The following is a 16646-nucleotide window of genomic DNA, read 5'->3' as shown; positions in this document are numbered from 1 at the left end:
ACCTGCTGAGATTATACAATACGTGGGGTTCAATAATTTCAAAAAATGAAATCAAGGTGATTTATCAAGAAATAAAATCGCTTTTTCATTCAATTCTTATTTTCGACACATAGTAACGGATTTTGAACCGTTATCACGTTTTAAAATTTCTAAAAAGTGCAGCCCAACTTCTATTTGCGAAGCATTTCACAGCCATAATTTTTAGAAAATAAAACACGATGCATAATAATTTAGTGCAAGACATTTACTTTAAAGCTCCTGTCAACCCTGCATCTCTTCTCCACTTCAGTATATACTGTGCAAAAACACAATAATGAGTAATGTCATGTCATTAATTGCAACTGGCACGCTAAACAAGATGCGTGCTTCTCTGGACGGTGCCGTCAACTACCGTCTTCCTGTCGGTGAGGAAGAGATCGACTTAACTCCGTTTCTGGGTAAAACGCTCACACTGACTCACACTGGCAATATTTTTTGTTGCTCATGTGGAAAGAAAACGAAAAAGAGTTATTCGCAAGGCCACTGTTTTGTATGCATGAAAAAGCTAGCAAGCTGCGACATGTGTATCATGAAGCCAGAGACCTGCCACTACGATCAAGGGACTTGTCGCGAACCACAATGGGGTGAAGAGAATTGCATGGTGGATCACTTTGTCTACCTGTCCAACACATCCAGCTTAAAAGTTGGTATCACTCGTCATACTCAAATCCCGACTCGTTGGATTGACCAAGGCGCGACTCAGGGCTTGCCAATTTTTAAAGTAAAAACTCGCCATATCTCCGGTTTAATTGAAGTTGAACTGGCGAAACATATCGCAGACAAGACCAATTGGCGCACACTGCTTAAAGGTGACGGTGAACCTATGGCATTGCAGGACCGTTTTGCTGAGCTATTGCCTTTAGTCGAAGAGAAAATTGCCGAGATAAAACAGCAATTCGGCGAAGATGCCATTGAAGTATTAAACGAAAGCATTACCGACCTTAGCTACCCGGTACAACAGCACCCAACGAAGATCATTTCGCATAACTTCGATAAAAACCCGGTTGTTACTGGCACTTTGCAAGGCATCAAAGGTCAATACCTCATCTTTGATACTGGCGTTATTAATGTAAGAAAATTCACTTCCTATGAAGTTGAAGTTGAAGTTAGTGAGTAATCGCTTGTAAAACGCGTTGATTCAAATAAAAACGAAAAAAGCTCGAGTTTGACTCGAGCTTTTGTTTTTCTATCAGGAAGAAATCGTTAATTATGCGTCAAGGATGCTTTCTAGCACATCGAATAACATATCGACTTCTTCTATTGTGTTGTAATGCATACAACCAATTCGCACTACACCACCCGATTCTTCTAAACCAAGTTGACGAACTAAGCCCAACGCATAAAAGTGACCATTCCATACACAAATGTTATGTTCACCCAGTGTTTTCGCGATGAACTCTGGAGAATATCGGTCAAACGTTAGCGCAAAAGTTGGCGTGCGGAGTTGGCTATCTTCCTTTGCGATACCGAATAGATTGACACCATCTAATGCATTCAAACGCTGCAAGAAACGCTCACTCAAGCGCTGCTCATGTTGTTCATACAGTTGGTAGCTTTGCTCCAATCGTTGGCGAAGAGGTAAACCGACTTCACCAAATTGAGCCAGATACTCAACCGCAGAAACGACACCAGCAAGACCTTCAAAACTTTGCGTTCCTGTTTCAAATCGACCAGGGCCTATATTAGTGGCAGGCTCGACTTTGTAAGGGCGAATACTGTGGAGCCACTGATCGGCTATGTAAGCAATACCAACGTGCGGTCCGAAAAACTTGTAAGCTGAGCAAGCTAAAAAGTCACAACCTAACGCTTGAACATCAACCAAATGATGAGGCGCATAATGGACGGCATCCACATAAACTTGTGCCCCAACATTGTGCGCCATGCTGACTACTTGCTGTACATCCACAATAGAACCCGTCGTGTTCGATGCATAAGTCACAGCGACAAGGCGCGTTTTATCAGAAAGAAGGCGGCTTAAATGCTCCATATCAAGCGTACAATCTTCTTCGTTGATACGAACTTGATGAACCGTAACGCCTTTATCTTCTGCCGCTTGCTGCCAGCTGGATACATTTGAATAGTGATCCAAAGCGGAGACAATGATCTCATCTCCTGCTTGCCAATCTCGACTAATCGCGCGACTAAGCTGAAAGGTTAGTGAGGTCATATTGGCACCGAAGACAATATTGCCAGATGAAGGGGCATTAAGTAGCGCCTGAGCCGACTCACGCGCATTTTGCATTACGTCAACGGTCACTTGGCTAGAAAAATAATGCCCGCCTAAGTTAGCGTTGAAACGACCTAAATACCCAACCATGCTGTCTAGTACTGATTGAGGCACTTGTGAGCCACCTGGACCATCAAAAAACGTCACGGGCTTGTCGTTGTGGTATTGAGCCAACGCCGGAAATTGCTCTCTGATCTGATTAAGATTGAAGTTCATTACGCTTATCCGTAGCCGTGAGTACAAATACATCCATATGGCCCGCTTCGTCATCAATAACAGAGCGGATTGGGCACGCGTTATGCCACAGCTTGCTATCAGCCAAGATTGCGACCTCTCCGGTTTCTAGCACTTTACGGAAAAATGGGGCTTGGTTATGGCTGCTGTACAGCATGATGTCGCCACCGATGATGTTATGGCGTCCCACACCAACCATTGCAATGTGATCAAAACCGTCTTGGTGCACACCTTCAGGTGCTACTTGGGTTTCTTCTTCCAGTGCCCTGATACGGATTTGGTGAATTTCTATTTCTTGACCGTTTGGCAGATGATTCGCATTGACAAACAATTCACACATTTCTCGAAATCCATCGCTGGTAAGAATATCCTTCTCAATTGGCTCGAATTGTCTTACAACATCACCTTGAAATCGGTTGATATCAGAGGATTGAACAAAGCTATTTTTATTTAAGTCGATGACTTTGCCGTTATCAAAACCAACCACAGAATAACGTCGTAGTCGATACTGACCATCTGCATGTTCGGTACGAGGCAGTTCTTCAAACGATGGGGAAAGCTGCTCAATTGCTGCCATGCTGAGCTGTGTTAAATGTAGAGTATTCTCACGTGAATGTAACATCATTTGCTCCTTTAATGAGGCACATTAATTAACATTTAATTTACACACTAGGTTACGCAAATATTCTGCAATTACCAGCTTTTAACGTTGATAGCTTCAACAAAACGACGAAAACGACATAACAAACCAAATTAAAACACAAAAACAGAGTCATGTTTCAGTTTTACGCTTTGACAATATTTGAAACTAGACTTCTCTACTACGAATAGAATTTTATGCTAGAAGTCAACGTTCTCTATCAATATTTAGTGGGTTCTAATCTATAACCAATTATTCGATCACAATCGTTGTTTATGCTTTTAAAGCACTAAGAATTTCCATACAATCGAGGGAAATGTTACGCCCTTTTTGGAGCCATAATGAGCGACGTAAAACACTGTAAATTATTAATTCTTGGTTCTGGTCCTGCAGGATACACAGCTGCCGTCTACGCAGCGCGTGCAAACTTAAAACCTGTGCTTGTGACGGGAATGCAACAAGGTGGTCAGCTAACCACCACAACTGAAGTTGAAAACTGGCCAGGCGATGCTGAGGGACTGACAGGTCCAGCATTGATGGATCGAATGAAAGAACACGCCGAGCGTTTCGAAACTGAAATCGTATTTGATCACATCAATGAAGTAGAGCTATCACAACGCCCATTTCGTTTAAAAGGCGACTCAGGTGAGTACACTTGTGATGCCTTAATCATATCTACCGGCGCATCAGCAAAATACCTTGGCCTTGAGTCTGAAGAAGCATTTAAAGGTCGCGGCGTTTCTGCTTGTGCAACCTGTGACGGTTTCTTCTACCGTAATCAGAAAGTTGCAGTTGTGGGCGGTGGTAACACGGCTGTTGAAGAAGCGCTATACCTATCTAACATTGCGTCAGAAGTTCACCTGATCCACCGCCGCGATTCATTCCGCGCAGAGAAGATCCTTGTAAAACGTCTGATGGATAAAGTTGAAAGCGGTAATATCGTTCTTCATACCGATCGCACTCTCGATGAAGTACTGGGTGACGATATGGGCGTAACGGGCGTCCGCATTAAAGACGTGAACAGCGGTGCGACAGAAGATATCGACGTAATGGGTGCATTCATCGCAATTGGCCACCAGCCAAACACACAAATCTTTGAAGGCCAAGTAGACATGAAAGATGGCTACATCATCGTTCAATCAGGTCTTGAAGGCAACGCAACACAAACTAGTATCGAAGGTGTATTTGCAGCTGGCGACGTAATGGACCACAACTACCGTCAAGCGATCACCTCTGCAGGTACAGGTTGTATGGCTGCATTAGATGCTGAACGTTTCTTAGACTCACTTGGTGACAAATAACTTTTCACATTTGTGTCATATCCTTAAAGCCCAGCGGTATTCCCGCTGGGTTTTCTTTTGTATACTACCGCCTCATTAAAACAATTATCATTAAGCCTTCACGATGGATAAGAAAAAGCAAAGCAGCTTGAATAAGTGGCTGAAGCAACAAAGTAAGTTAGCCAAGCGCTGGCTTATGATTGCGATAGGCCTAGGCGTACTTTCAAGCGTGTTTTTATTGGCTCAAGCAGCCCTGCTCGCCTCCATTCTGCACCAGTTAATCATTGACCAAGTCGACAAAGCCGACCTCATTTGGCATTTTGTTGGGCTCGGTGGCACGGTTATCGGTCGAGCTGCTTGTACCTGGGGTCGAGAGCTTGCCGGTTACCGTTGCGGGGAGCAAATTCGAGTTTATATTCGCCAACTCATTTTAGATAAAGTTCATAAACTTGGGCCAGCTTACATCAAAGGCAAACCTGCTGGCAGTTGGGCAACGCTCATCTTAGAGCAGGTAGAAGATATGCAAGATTTCTTCTCACGCTACTTGCCTCAAATGTCATTATCGGTACTAGTGCCTTTCATCATTTTGGTTGTCGTATTCCCAGTAAACTGGGCAGCAGGCTTGATCTTCCTGGTCACTGCACCACTAGTGCCTATTTTCATGGCACTGGTTGGGATGAAAGCCGCAGAAGCAAACCGTAAAAACTTTAAAGCAATGCAGCGTTTGTCGGGTCACTTTTATGACCGCTTGCAAGCAATGACGACCATTCGCTTATTCGATAGAACAAAATCTGAAACTGAAACTCTTAAGGGTGCTTCGGAAGTCTTTCGTACTCGTACCATGGACGTTCTGAAAATCGCGTTTCTGTCTTCTGCGGTGTTAGAGTTTTTCACTTCTATTTCTATCGCAATTACCGCTGTCTACTTTGGCTTTAGTTATATCGGGGAGCTCGATTTCGGCTACTACGGCGCAGGTGTTACGCTCTTTGCTGGTTTGTTCATTCTGATTCTTGCTCCAGAGTTTTATCAGCCATTACGTGATTTGGGCACGTTCTATCATGCGAAACAGCAAGCGGTTGGCGCAGCAGAAAGCATTGTCGAGTTTCTGGATTTGGAAGTCGATCAAATCAAAGATGGTACCCAAGCGTTAGATAAAAACAGCCCTATCCATATTGAAGCGGACCAGTTAACCATTTTTAGTCCGGAAGGTAAGCAGCTCGCAGGTCCCCTATCCTTCTCTCTTGAAGCCAACAAAAGTACAGCGTTGGTTGGACCAAGTGGCGCAGGTAAAACAAGTTTGGTAAACACCATCCTCGGTTTCATGCCTTATCAAGGTAGCTTGAAGATTAATGGTTGTGAATTGTCGCAACTGGATCTAGCCACATGGCGAGAGGCAGTAAGCTGGATTGGTCAAAACCCGATGCTATTACACGGTAGCATTCGAGATAACATCACACTAGGTAAGCACAATATTCAGGATGCAGACGTACATTCTGTGTTGAATGACTCTCACGCTGCTGAATTTGTTGAAATGCATGGGTTGGATTATCCGATATCTGATCGTTCTGGTGGTTTATCTGTCGGCCAAGCGCAGCGTTTAGCACTGGCTCGCGCCATGCTACAAAATGGTCGTTTTTGGTTATTAGATGAACCAACCGCAAGCTTAGATGCTCGCAGTGAAAAACTCGTGATGGAAGGCATTAACAAGTATGCGCATGCCACAACGAATTTGATGATTACTCACCAACTTGCGCCTTTACAAAACGTATCGCAAATTCTTGTTATGCAGGACGGCCAGATTGTTCAACGTGGTGATTACGCCACACTGTCGACAGAATATGGCTTATTTAAAGACATGTTGGAAGCGAACCTCGCACAACGTGAAACAGACAAGGGGAACTTAGATGCGTGATTTACTCCCTTATCTAAAACTCTATAAGAAACACTGGTTTGGTCTTTCGCTAGGTATGCTACTGGCATTTCTGACCTTAGCGGCATCTATTGGCTTATTAACGCTATCAGGTTGGTTTATTTCAGCCGCAGCGGTGGCAGGCTTGACGGTTGCTCGTGAGACCTTCAACTACATGTTACCAGGTGCCGGGGTACGCGGCGCTGCAATGGCTCGAACCGCAGGTCGATGGGGAGAACGTGTCGTTAGCCACAATGCAACGTTCAAGCTGCTTACTGATCTACGTATCTTCTTCTTTAAGAAACTTGCACCACTGATTCCGGGTCGTGTTTCTACGATGCGTGATGCCGATCTGCTCAACCGCCTAGTAGCGGACGTAGATGCGATGGATCACGTTTACCTTCGACTTATCAGCCCTGTCGTGATTGGTGTTTTTGGCATATTGAGTTTAACGGCTGTCCTGGCGTTCTTTGATTGGCATCTCGCGCTGCTGCTTGGCTCGATTCTTACCGTCATGTTGTTTGTATGGCCAGTGTTGTTCTATAAACTTGGTAAAAGTAATGGCGAGAATCTCACTCATCATAAAGCGCAATTGCGAGTGGCGACACTGGACTGGCTTCAAGGCTACAGTGAACTGAGTATCTTTGGAGCAGAAGAACGTTATCGTAATCTCATTCTAGAGAAGCAGAAGCAGTTGCTGTCTAACCAATTTGTGAACGCGAATTTAACGGGCATGGCTTCAGGCCTGCTTATGCTGGTGAACGGCCTTACACTGGTTGTGATGCTTTGGTTTGCTGCAGACGGCGTAGGTGGTCGTGCTCCTGATCCTTGGATTGCGCTGTTTGCGTTTGCAACCATGGCGAGCTTTGAGATTCTGATGCCTATCGCGGGCGCATTCCAGTATCTCGGTCAAACGTTGACCTCTGCTCGTCGTTTAAATGAAGTAATTTTGGCTGAACCTGACGTTGTCTTCCCTGAGCAGTCGAAACATAAAGACACAACGTTAGACATTGAATTCGACAACATAGATTTTACTTACCCTGACGGTCAGCAAAAGGTGCTGAAAGACTTGTCACTCTCACTACCGTTGGGCACTAAAACTGCAATTGTAGGTCAAACAGGTTCAGGTAAATCAACACTGATTCAGCTTCTTTGTCGCTACTGGGATGTAAACCAAGGTGAAGTTCGAATCGGTGGTACAAAACTGCAAGATTGGAGCGAGTCGGACCTGCGAGCAGCAATGACAGTGGTCAGTCAACGCGTAGATGTACTAAACGGGACACTACGTGACAACTTACTCATGGCCGCTCCGGACGCAAGTGATGAGCAACTGTCTACTATTTTACAAAAAGTCGAGCTTGGCGGACTTCTTGAAGAGCCGGGTTTAGACGCTTGGTTAGGCGACGGCGGTCGTCAGTTATCTGGTGGTGAGAAACGCCGAATCGGTATTGCTCGAGCATTGCTACGTGATGCCCCAATCCTACTCTTAGATGAGCCGACTGAAGGCCTCGATAAGCGTACGGAACAAAAAGTGATGGCGCTTTTCAATGAACACTTTGCTAATAAGACAGTAGTATTCATTACACACCGACTGATAGAGTTAGAAAGTATGGATAGCATCTGTTTGATGGAACAAGGTGAGATCATCGAACAAGGCGACCATCCAACGCTACTCGCTCAAAAAGGTCGTTACTACCAGCTATTACAATCTCTATAATTCGATTTTCAGTGACGAGAAGGGCTCATCAAACGATGAGCCCTTTTGTTATTCCTGTATTATTAGTTACCTAATTAAGCACGTATACAGTGCTGATTTACCGACCAGATTTTTTGAGATAAGCCGCCATTTCATCTTCCGGAACCATGCCCCCACCTGTTGCCCAAACAAGATGTGTTGCGTTTTTGAGTTTTTCTTCGTCAAATTTCATTCGAGACTGATAAGCATGGTTATTCGAGACGTGCACTGCCCCAATCATACCGGCTAATGCAGAAGGCTCTAGATTAATACCTTCCAGTTCACTTAACTCACCCAAGTGGTGATACATACGAGCGTCATCAATGGTGTAAAAACCATCAAGTAGCCTTTCCATCGCTCTTCCGACAAATCCCGAGGCACGCCCGACTGCCAAACCATCAGCGGCGGTGATGTTATCGATACCCAGATCTTGCACCGAAATATCGTCATGCAAGCCTGTATGTACGCCCAACAGCATGCACGGTGAGTGCGTTGGCTCTGCGAAAATACAGTGGACATGCTCGCCAAATGCTACCTTCAAGCCAAATGCCACGCCACCAGGCCCGCCGCCAACACCACAAGGAAGATAAACAAACAATGGATGATGCTCATCAACCACGATTCCCAAGTCATCAAATTGCTGCTTAAGACGCTCACCCGCAACAGAGTAACCTAGAAACAGCGTCCGTGAGTTTTCATCATCGATAAAGAAACAGTTGGGATCTTTTTCTGCCTCTTTACGACCTTGCTCGACAGCAATACCATAATCTTCTTGGTGCTCTACGACATTAACACCATGCGACCGGAGCTTATTTTTCTTCCATTCCCGCGCATCCGCAGACATGTGGACTGAAACTGAAAAACCCAGCTTCGCACTCATGATGCCGATGGACATACCAAGATTGCCGGTTGAGCCAACCGCAATACTGTACTGCTTAAAAAACTGCCGAAACTCATTGCTGAACAATTTTCTGTAATCATCGTTTTCACAGAGCAAGCCGGCTTCAAACGCCAACTTTTCTGCATGAGTGAGCACTTCATAAATACCACCTCTCGCTTTGATCGAACCAGAAATTGGCAAATGACTGTCTTTTTTGAGCATTAAATGGCCCAATATTGGTGTGTCGTATTGCTGCTCCAAACGCACTTTCATATTGGGAATATCCACCACTGGGGACTCAATAATGCCACGCGACGTTTCCGTTTCGGGAAACGCCTTCATCAAATAAGGCGCAAATCGTGTTAGCCGTTCACTCGCCGCTTGAATATCTTTTTCATCTAACCCGACATGAGGTAAGCCTTCCTCCAAGGAACTGATATGGGGGTTGAACCAACAAACCTCTTCAAGATCAATAAGTGCTGCCAAGAGTGGGAACTGCTTAGTCAGCGCTTCAATATTTGCCTTGGTCATTTTACCTTCCTGGAATGATGTGAGTTGAGATAAACAAAAGCGCCGCAATAGCGACGCTTTGGAGAACAACTATCAGTTTGAGCTTATGCGTAGTTTTTCTCAAACTCTTGCATGAAGTCTACTAACGCTTGAACACCTTCTAGCGGCATTGCGTTATAAATGGATGCTCGCATACCACCAACTGCTCGATGACCTTTTAGCGCTTTCAGCCCTTTAGAGTCTGCTAGCTCAAGGAAGGTTGCATCTAGTTCAGGCTTAGCAAGTTGAAATGGCACGTTCATCAAAGAACGGTTTGCTGAGTGCACGCCATTACGGTAGAAATCAGACTGATCGATGTAATCATACAGTAGCGCGGCTTTAGCGCGGTTCACTTGCTCAATCGCTTTTACTCCACCCTGTGCCTTCAGCCATTTGAAAACAAGACCAGACAGGTACCATGCAAAGGTTGGTGGCGTGTTGAACATTGATTCTTTTTCTGCCAAAACAGTGTAATCCAAGATACTTGGTAGTACCTGCTTCGCCATACCTAATAAATCATCGCGCACGATAGCAATAGCAATGCCGGAAGGACCAATATTTTTCTGAGCGCCCGCGTAAATCACACCGTATTTAGACACATCGATTTCACGAGAAAGAATTGTCGAAGACATGTCAGCAACAATCGGTTTGTCGGTGATAGGAAGATCGTTAATCTCAATACCATCAATGGTCTCATTTGGACAGAAGTGAACGTAAGCCGCTTCTGGAGCAATTTTCCATTCACTTGCAGGTAGAACCGCGACTTTCCCGTTGATTTCTGTTTTTGCATCAAACACGTCTGGTTCGCAGTATTTTTTCGCTTCAGCTACCGCGCTTCCAGCCCAATAACCACCATCGATGTAAGTTGCCGTATCGGCATCACCAAGTAAGTTTAGAGGAACAGCAGCAAACTGAGCACGAGCACCACCTTGGCAGAACAGCACTTTATAGTTGTCCGGAATATTCAGAAGATCACGTAAATCCTGCTCGGCTTCTTCTGCAACTTTGATGAACTCTTTGCTTCGGTGGCTGATTTCCATGACCGAAGTGCCAAGACCTTGCCAATCGATTAGTTCCTTTTGTGCTTGCTGCATAACTGCTTTAGGCAGACCTGCTGGCCCTGCACTGAAGTTAAATACGTTGTCCGTATTTTGTTCCATGATGCTCATTGCTCCTGCTATGTAAATATTAAGAAATTAATATCACGTTTTCGCAGTGATAAAAACAAGAAAAGAGGTCTTACGACCTCTTTTTAAAGACTAAGCGTTGAATTGGAACAAATTCGCAACAACACGAATTACTGTTGTTGCATCAAAGCAGGCATAAGTAGAGCCACCAATGGGAACTCATGCCCATTTTCGAACTTCAATTTGCCTTCACCAATTTCTGCTTTTAATTGATAACCGCCCTCTACTTTTTCGATCAACTCCATAATAAGGAGCTCATCAATCCCTTCTTGAATAAATGGGTAATGCGTTACTAATTCATCAGAGAAGTAAGTGCTAAGTTCACCAGTAGTGGCCGTCACCAACTTCATTGGATCTTGAGTAATATGCTCAGTACCTTCAGGGATGGATAGTTGCCACTCGTTGTGGAACTTGCCGTCACCGAACGCGAGTGAAAGCTCGTTCACGGATAAATCAAAACCTTTGCTAAACAGCGTATCGACATGCGGCAATAAATTCGCAATTTCCTGCTCATCTAGCATAGGAGAGCCTTGATAGATAGACATAATTTGATCAAAAGACTGGCTATCCACATCTGCAATTGAGAAATCCAACTTAAAGTTATCGACATCCGTCCCATCAGTTAAACGTAGTTTCTTAGCATCTAGGTTTAATTGACTGTTCAGCTTATCACCAGACTCACTCATCGTAGTGTTACCACGGTAGCTCGCATTTTCAATCAAAAAGACAGGCGTCAAGTTCGCATCAACCACATCTAGCTTCTCTAGAGAGAAAGATTGCTCGCCTAACCAGTAGCCTTTTGCTTGCTTTCCTTTACCTTGCCCTGTCAATGCATTCAGATGAAGCTCTTCACCGTTTTCAAAATCCACTTGAACAGAAGGAACGGAAACTTGGTAATTGAGATCACCCAATACCGTCACATCACCTGTTACTTTTGCAGGGCTTGTAGAAACAGAAACACCTTGCGCTTCGTTACGATAATGCCAACTGTCTAGGTCGAAGATAAATGCTGTATTGCCATTTAGTTGAGTCTGGCTATGCATCGTGAGAGGCAAAAAGTCATTGTCCACCAATTTTGAATCAGCTGTTAGGCTTGTTAGACCGTGGCTAACATCACTGGTTACGTCAAACGTCGTTGGCATACCATCACGCTCTAGCTGAGTTTTAAGCTCAGGATCAACAACTGAATAACGAGTCAGCACGACTGAAGACAAGTAGCCACGCTGATACTCGACCACTTCACCTTTAATCATTTCATCATTCATATTGGTAATACCATCTTCAATGATGGACTGACCAATTTGTCCGACAGCCAATGGCCAACACAGTGCTAATGAGATAGCACCACCAATGGCGCCGATTTTTTTAAGATTTTGCATAACGTCACTTATTAGATATTTTCGGTCAGTCTACCCCAAACCACCTGCGGAGAAAACATTGAGACAAATCAGACTATTGATGCTTATTCTAGTCCATTAATCAGGAATCATACTTGGCTCCCACTCATCATGTCCTTTTATTGTTAAAGTTTGCGTGGCGAAGTTTTAACCGGAGCTAAAACATCTGTGAATCGTTATGCTGTGTTGTGTCTCGACAACAACCCAATCAGTGCTGAACAGTTTCGATTGGAGCTGTCTGCCTTCTCAAGTAAGTTTGATATATTTTCTGTCGAATCGATAGAAGAGGCTCAAAGCGCTTTAGAGTATCTAGAAGAAAGAGAACAGACTGTTGCTTTAGTTATAGCGAGCCATCACGCTCATTTTAACGGCGTGGATTTTCTTATTGGTTTAGACCGGATGCCACATACCGAGCAAGCAAGAAAAATTCTTATTAGCTGCTCGTCTGATATAGAGGCAATTCTCACTGCCGTTAATGAGGGCAGGCTCGACCACTGCCTCACTAAACCTTTGCCAGATCACGTCTTATTTAACACAGTGCAAAAAGAGCTGACCCAATTTATCTTGCGAAATGGCAAAGAAGACCTGCTAAGTTACAGTCAGATATTGGATCATCACAGCTTGTTGCGAGCGCACATCAATAACCAGATGAGCCATTATCAAGCCGGATTCTTACACGACTACCACTCGATGTCTGATGCCGAGTTAGCCGAGCAAGTGATCTCCGCTCTCCAGCAATTTTTCAAAGATAATGACGAAACAAGAGCGTGCCGTACATACTCACCTGAACATTTGTTAACCGTGGAAGGCGAGCCAAATAGCTTTTTGTGGTTTATCACCGAAGGTGAAGTGGCTCTGTACAAGCGCGATGAGCAAGGCATGCAGCGAGAGGTTGTACGCCATAACAAAGGGAATATTGTCGGAGGCATGTCGTTTGTTACTGGGGAATGTTCTTTCTCGACAGCTCTAACACTAACCAAAACAGAAGTTATCAAACTCAATCGCAACGTATTCAATAAAGTGATGCAAAGCGACTCAAACTTACTGCCTCTTTTTACAAACTTGCTCTTACGCCACTTCAACCGCCGATTGCAAAGAAGCATCAACACCAAACTGCAACTTCAAAAAACGCTCGAATCTTTAGAATCAGCCCACCAGCAGCTCATTGAAAGAGAAAAAATGGCGATGCTTGGTCAATTGGTTGCGGGAGTGGCCCACGAACTAAACAATCCAGTAGCCGCGATATTAAGAGGCGTAGAGAATTTAACGCATACACTAGAACGATTACTTAACGATGCGCCCAGTTCCGATATACAAACCAAAGGCATTGAATTACTGAACAAAGCGCAAACCTCAAAACCCGCTTCAACCGCCGAGCTCAGATCACGCGTAAAAGCGCTTAGCCATACTCTTCCAGACCGAGCGTTGGCAAAGAAAGTGGTGAGCCTTGGTTTAGAATCCGATCACGAGCTACTTACCCAACTAACGAGAAAGCAGCAAGCGTCTTATCATGCTCTCAATACACTAGAGCAATACCACAAAGCAGGTTCTACACTTCGCTCAATTAATGTCTGTGCAGCACGAATTGCTGATATGGTAAAAAGCCTGAAAGGATATGCTCGGTCAGATGATGAGACCCTGCACTATGCCGATATTCATGAGGGCATTGAAGACACCTTGGTGATTTTCGAGAACAAATTAAAAATGCACCAAGTTTCAACCGACTATGCAAACTTGCCTTCCATCCTTTGTCAACCGATCGCACTCCAACAGGTGTGGACGAACTTGGTCTCTAACGCCATTGACGCATTTCCAGAGAAAGGTGTGTTAAACATACAAACACGCCTTGTAGAAAAAGAGCACACACATTATGCCGTTATCTCATTTGAAGATAATGGATGTGGCATTCCTGAATCGCAAAGAGACGCCATTTTCGAGCTGAACTTCACCACAAAAAAAGAAGGTAATTTTGGCTTAGGCATCGGGCTGTCCATCTGCCAGCAAATCGTAACAGCACACAGAGGGTGGATTGACGTCGAATCAGAGATCGGCCAGTTCACACGAATGACCGTCTGGTTACCAGTCATCGAAGAAGGAGATGAAACATGACCAAGTATCTAATTTTATGTGTCGATGACGAACGAGAAGTCTTGGATAGCGTGCTCCAAGATCTTGCTCCCTTCGAGGAGAACTTTGTCGTCGAAGGAGCGGAATCGGTGACTGAAGCTCGGCAAGTGATTGAGGAGATGGCGGAAGAAGAAGTTCAGCTTGCGCTCATTTTATGTGACCACATTATGCCGGAACAAACTGGGATCAGCTTCTTAATCGAACTCAGTCAAAATGGTGACACAAAAGCAGCGCGCAAAGTTTTACTCACAGGACAAGCTGGTTTGGAAGACACCGTAGAAGCCGTAAATAACGCGAGTCTCGATTATTACATTGCCAAACCTTGGAAAGGTGAAGCATTGAGAAAAGCAATCGTGTCTCAGCTTACCGCGTTTGTGATTGAGAATGATGATAACCTGCTATCCTGGACTCAAATCCTTGATTCTGAGGCAATCCTCAACGCCATGGCAGAAAGAAGAGCAAGCTTTGGCGAGTAATAAAGTGTTTGGTTCTAACTTGAACTCAACGATGCTCATTGCACCACCTAACCTCGCATAGTCGAATGAGGTTAGAAAAACATCGTTACTTGTCCGAGTGAAATTCTCGGACACTACGTATATGGCGTAGTTTTTGCTTAAACCAAGGAACTATTAAGTTAATTGACAAAACATCGACACATTTTTGTTGGTCGTGGACCTTCCTTTTTATTATGATGTCGGACAAATCAGATTACGGTTCAAGTGGTTGCTTGAATCCATGGAAATAATGAACAAGGTTTATCGTTAGTTATGCGTAAAACACTATTAGCCGCTGCCTTACTAGTGGCATCAAGCCATGCCCTAGCTGCAAACGATCGCAATGCGCCAGCAACTATGAGCAACTTTAGCTACGACTATTTCGAAGCACGTATTGGCGCAAGTCCTGTGACATTTGGTGCTGGATTCAGCAAATCAATTCACCCGAACGCGCATGTTATTGCTCGTATTGACTCTGAGTTTGAAAGTGATTTTGACTCAGCTGCAGGCTTTGGCTTCCATTCTCCGCTAAACAACTGGGCAGATCTTACTGGTGAAATGCTAATGCGCGTTGTGCAACCTTCGAATGAGAGCAGCACAGATGTTGGTATGGAGCTTAACTTAGGTGTTCGCCAATGGTTGGGCCCTCAATTAGAAGTAGGCGGCAAAGTCGGCTACGTTTCTATCGATAACGATGACGATTGGACTGGCTCTGCCTACGCTCGATTCCACTCAACAGAGCTTTTCTCTTTGGGTGCTGAAGCACGTATCAACGATTTTTACGGTGATCAGGTAATGTTCACTACGCGTTTTAAGTTTTAAGATTTGTGCTATAAGAAAAGAGCAAATTAAAAAAACAAAAACCGAGGTCTCTGCCTCGGTTTTTTTGTCTAATTTAATGACTAACTCAATGAAGTGGTAAAAAACTTCAACGTCCTTTTTCCGCTTTTCACACTTGCCTTTACGACCCGCTAACTCCATCGAAACGAGTCAATCATTGTGCGATCAGCTTCGCTTAGTCACACAGTGCCAATAACTGTTTTTTACGCGGCTCTTGGATCAGTTTCCAATGTACGCCATCAGTTGCACCAGCAAATTTCCACAGTAGCTTTACATCAACATCATTACCGTAAGCCGTTTTAACTTTGTTGAAGACTTTTACAGGTCCAAGTTCTAAAAAGGTTTCTACGTCATCAACACCGGCTTTCTTGACCATACGTTCAAGGGTTAGTTGCATGTTGGGTAAGTCTCTTAAGCGTCTACTGGCAGAGGACTTTTGATATTTCCGTTCCTTAATTGAGTATTCAATTGATTTCTGTACCAGTTCATCAAGCCCTACATATCCGGATTCGAATAAATCGGTTACATCATAATAATTTACGGTTGCCGTCGTCTGTTTTTTGACGTGCTTATACTTCTCACAGCTCAGTTGAGTAAACACTTCATCTAGCCCATTACCACCACGTAAGTAGCAGCAATCATTGCTGACAAGCGCAAACATAGCATCATCGGTGAATAAACCAATACCACCGAACATAGAACGTTTTTGGTACTCACTGAAGGTGCGTACATATTTAAAAAAAGCTTGGTCTGTCATGTCCATTGACCTCTTTAATCTGAATAAATTACCCCGATTAGCGATGTCACCAGATAAACAGCAGCTTATAGCGAATTATAAATGTCGATTTGTTGGCGATATTTTTGTGAGTTGTGCTCACCAACTTGCTTAATCATACTTAACGTTGAAAAATAAGTTAGGACATAGGTCACATATAAAAAAGTATAAATTCTGCATACGTGATTAGTTTCACACTTATTGTTTGTGTGGTGATATTTTTTTGACGCATAGCATGCCTAAAACACGCCATCATTATGATCTCGCTGGCAATTACGGGCACATAATACGCATTTAATTGATAAAGAATACGCTGTAAGGGTACACTGTACG

13 protein-coding genes are annotated in these 16646 nt (G+C 44.1%); 7 read left to right on the top strand and 6 right to left on the bottom strand.

Annotated elements, in window-relative coordinates:
- Positions 1-325: 325 nt before the first annotated feature.
- Positions 326-1156, top strand: coding sequence for a DUF2797 domain-containing protein (locus tag R7Q41_RS04665; RefSeq protein ID WP_318144377.1), 831 nt, complete (start codon positions 326-328; stop codon positions 1154-1156).
- 90 nt (positions 1157-1246) lie between these two features.
- On the opposite strand, the gene R7Q41_RS04660 is transcribed toward R7Q41_RS04665, so the two are convergent.
- On the bottom strand, positions 1247-2482 hold the full coding sequence (locus R7Q41_RS04660; protein WP_085569570.1) for a cysteine desulfurase-like protein: 1236 nt from the start codon (positions 2480-2482) through the stop codon (positions 1247-1249).
- A complete protein-coding gene (locus R7Q41_RS04655) occupies positions 2466-3122 on the bottom strand; it encodes a 2OG-Fe dioxygenase family protein (RefSeq protein WP_005377989.1) in 657 nt (218 codons plus the stop codon). The genes R7Q41_RS04660 and R7Q41_RS04655 overlap by 17 nt, the downstream gene beginning before the upstream one ends.
- A 359-nt stretch (positions 3123-3481) precedes the next feature.
- Between R7Q41_RS04655 and trxB the strand changes: the two genes are divergently transcribed.
- The 3 genes from trxB (at position 3482) to cydC (ending at position 8046) form a co-directional block, all read left to right on the top strand.
- The gene (gene trxB / locus R7Q41_RS04650) at positions 3482-4441 is read left to right on the top strand and encodes a thioredoxin-disulfide reductase (protein WP_213966547.1); all 960 of its coding nucleotides are present in this window, start codon (positions 3482-3484) and stop codon (positions 4439-4441) included.
- 103 nt (positions 4442-4544) lie between these two features.
- On the top strand, positions 4545-6332 hold the full coding sequence (gene cydD, locus R7Q41_RS04645) for a heme ABC transporter permease/ATP-binding protein CydD (RefSeq protein ID WP_167415146.1): 1788 nt from the start codon (positions 4545-4547) through the stop codon (positions 6330-6332).
- The gene (gene cydC / locus R7Q41_RS04640; RefSeq protein ID WP_053303181.1) at positions 6325-8046 is read left to right on the top strand and encodes a heme ABC transporter ATP-binding protein/permease CydC; all 1722 of its coding nucleotides are present in this window, start codon (positions 6325-6327) and stop codon (positions 8044-8046) included. Before cydD ends, cydC begins: the two co-directional genes overlap by 8 nt.
- Before the next feature lie 97 nt (positions 8047-8143).
- On the opposite strand, the gene R7Q41_RS04635 is transcribed toward cydC, so the two are convergent.
- The 3 genes from R7Q41_RS04635 to R7Q41_RS04625 all read right to left on the bottom strand — a co-directional run bounded on the left by R7Q41_RS04635 (position 8144) and on the right by R7Q41_RS04625 (position 12059).
- Positions 8144-9475, bottom strand: coding sequence for a D-serine ammonia-lyase (locus R7Q41_RS04635; RefSeq protein ID WP_182016164.1), 1332 nt, complete (start codon positions 9473-9475; stop codon positions 8144-8146).
- Positions 9476-9558: 83 nt separating this feature from the next.
- Complete coding sequence (gene serC / locus R7Q41_RS04630) at positions 9559-10653, bottom strand: 3-phosphoserine/phosphohydroxythreonine transaminase (protein ID WP_064353824.1); 1095 nt, start codon at positions 10651-10653, stop codon at positions 9559-9561.
- 137 nt (positions 10654-10790) lie between these two features.
- Positions 10791-12059, bottom strand: a complete 1269-nt coding sequence (locus R7Q41_RS04625) for a DUF945 family protein (protein WP_158156193.1) — start codon at positions 12057-12059, stop codon at positions 10791-10793.
- A 186-nt stretch (positions 12060-12245) separates the two neighbouring features.
- On the opposite strand from R7Q41_RS04625, the gene R7Q41_RS04620 reads away from it, so the two are divergent.
- The 3 genes from R7Q41_RS04620 to R7Q41_RS04610 all read left to right on the top strand — a co-directional run bounded on the left by R7Q41_RS04620 (position 12246) and on the right by R7Q41_RS04610 (position 15520).
- Positions 12246-14186 (top strand): ATP-binding protein, encoded by a 1941-nt coding sequence (locus tag R7Q41_RS04620; protein ID WP_318144376.1) that lies wholly within the window; start codon positions 12246-12248, stop codon positions 14184-14186.
- Positions 14183-14680 (top strand): response regulator, encoded by a 498-nt coding sequence (locus R7Q41_RS04615; protein WP_005378005.1) that lies wholly within the window; start codon positions 14183-14185, stop codon positions 14678-14680. Before R7Q41_RS04620 ends, R7Q41_RS04615 begins: the two co-directional genes overlap by 4 nt.
- A gap of 291 nt (positions 14681-14971) precedes the next feature.
- On the top strand, positions 14972-15520 hold the full coding sequence (locus tag R7Q41_RS04610; RefSeq protein WP_005378006.1) for a hypothetical protein: 549 nt from the start codon (positions 14972-14974) through the stop codon (positions 15518-15520).
- 193 nt (positions 15521-15713) lie between these two features.
- On the opposite strand, the gene R7Q41_RS04605 is transcribed toward R7Q41_RS04610, so the two are convergent.
- Positions 15714-16301, bottom strand: a complete 588-nt coding sequence (locus R7Q41_RS04605) for a TfoX/Sxy family DNA transformation protein (RefSeq protein ID WP_005378007.1) — start codon at positions 16299-16301, stop codon at positions 15714-15716.
- Between the last annotated feature and the right edge of the window lie 345 nt (positions 16302-16646).

It is taken from the genome of Vibrio sp. 2096 (assembly GCF_033339595.1).
GTDB classification, from domain to species: Bacteria; Pseudomonadota; Gammaproteobacteria; order Enterobacterales; family Vibrionaceae; genus Vibrio; species Vibrio alginolyticus.
This window is presented reverse-complemented; position numbering and strand designations above follow the sequence as displayed.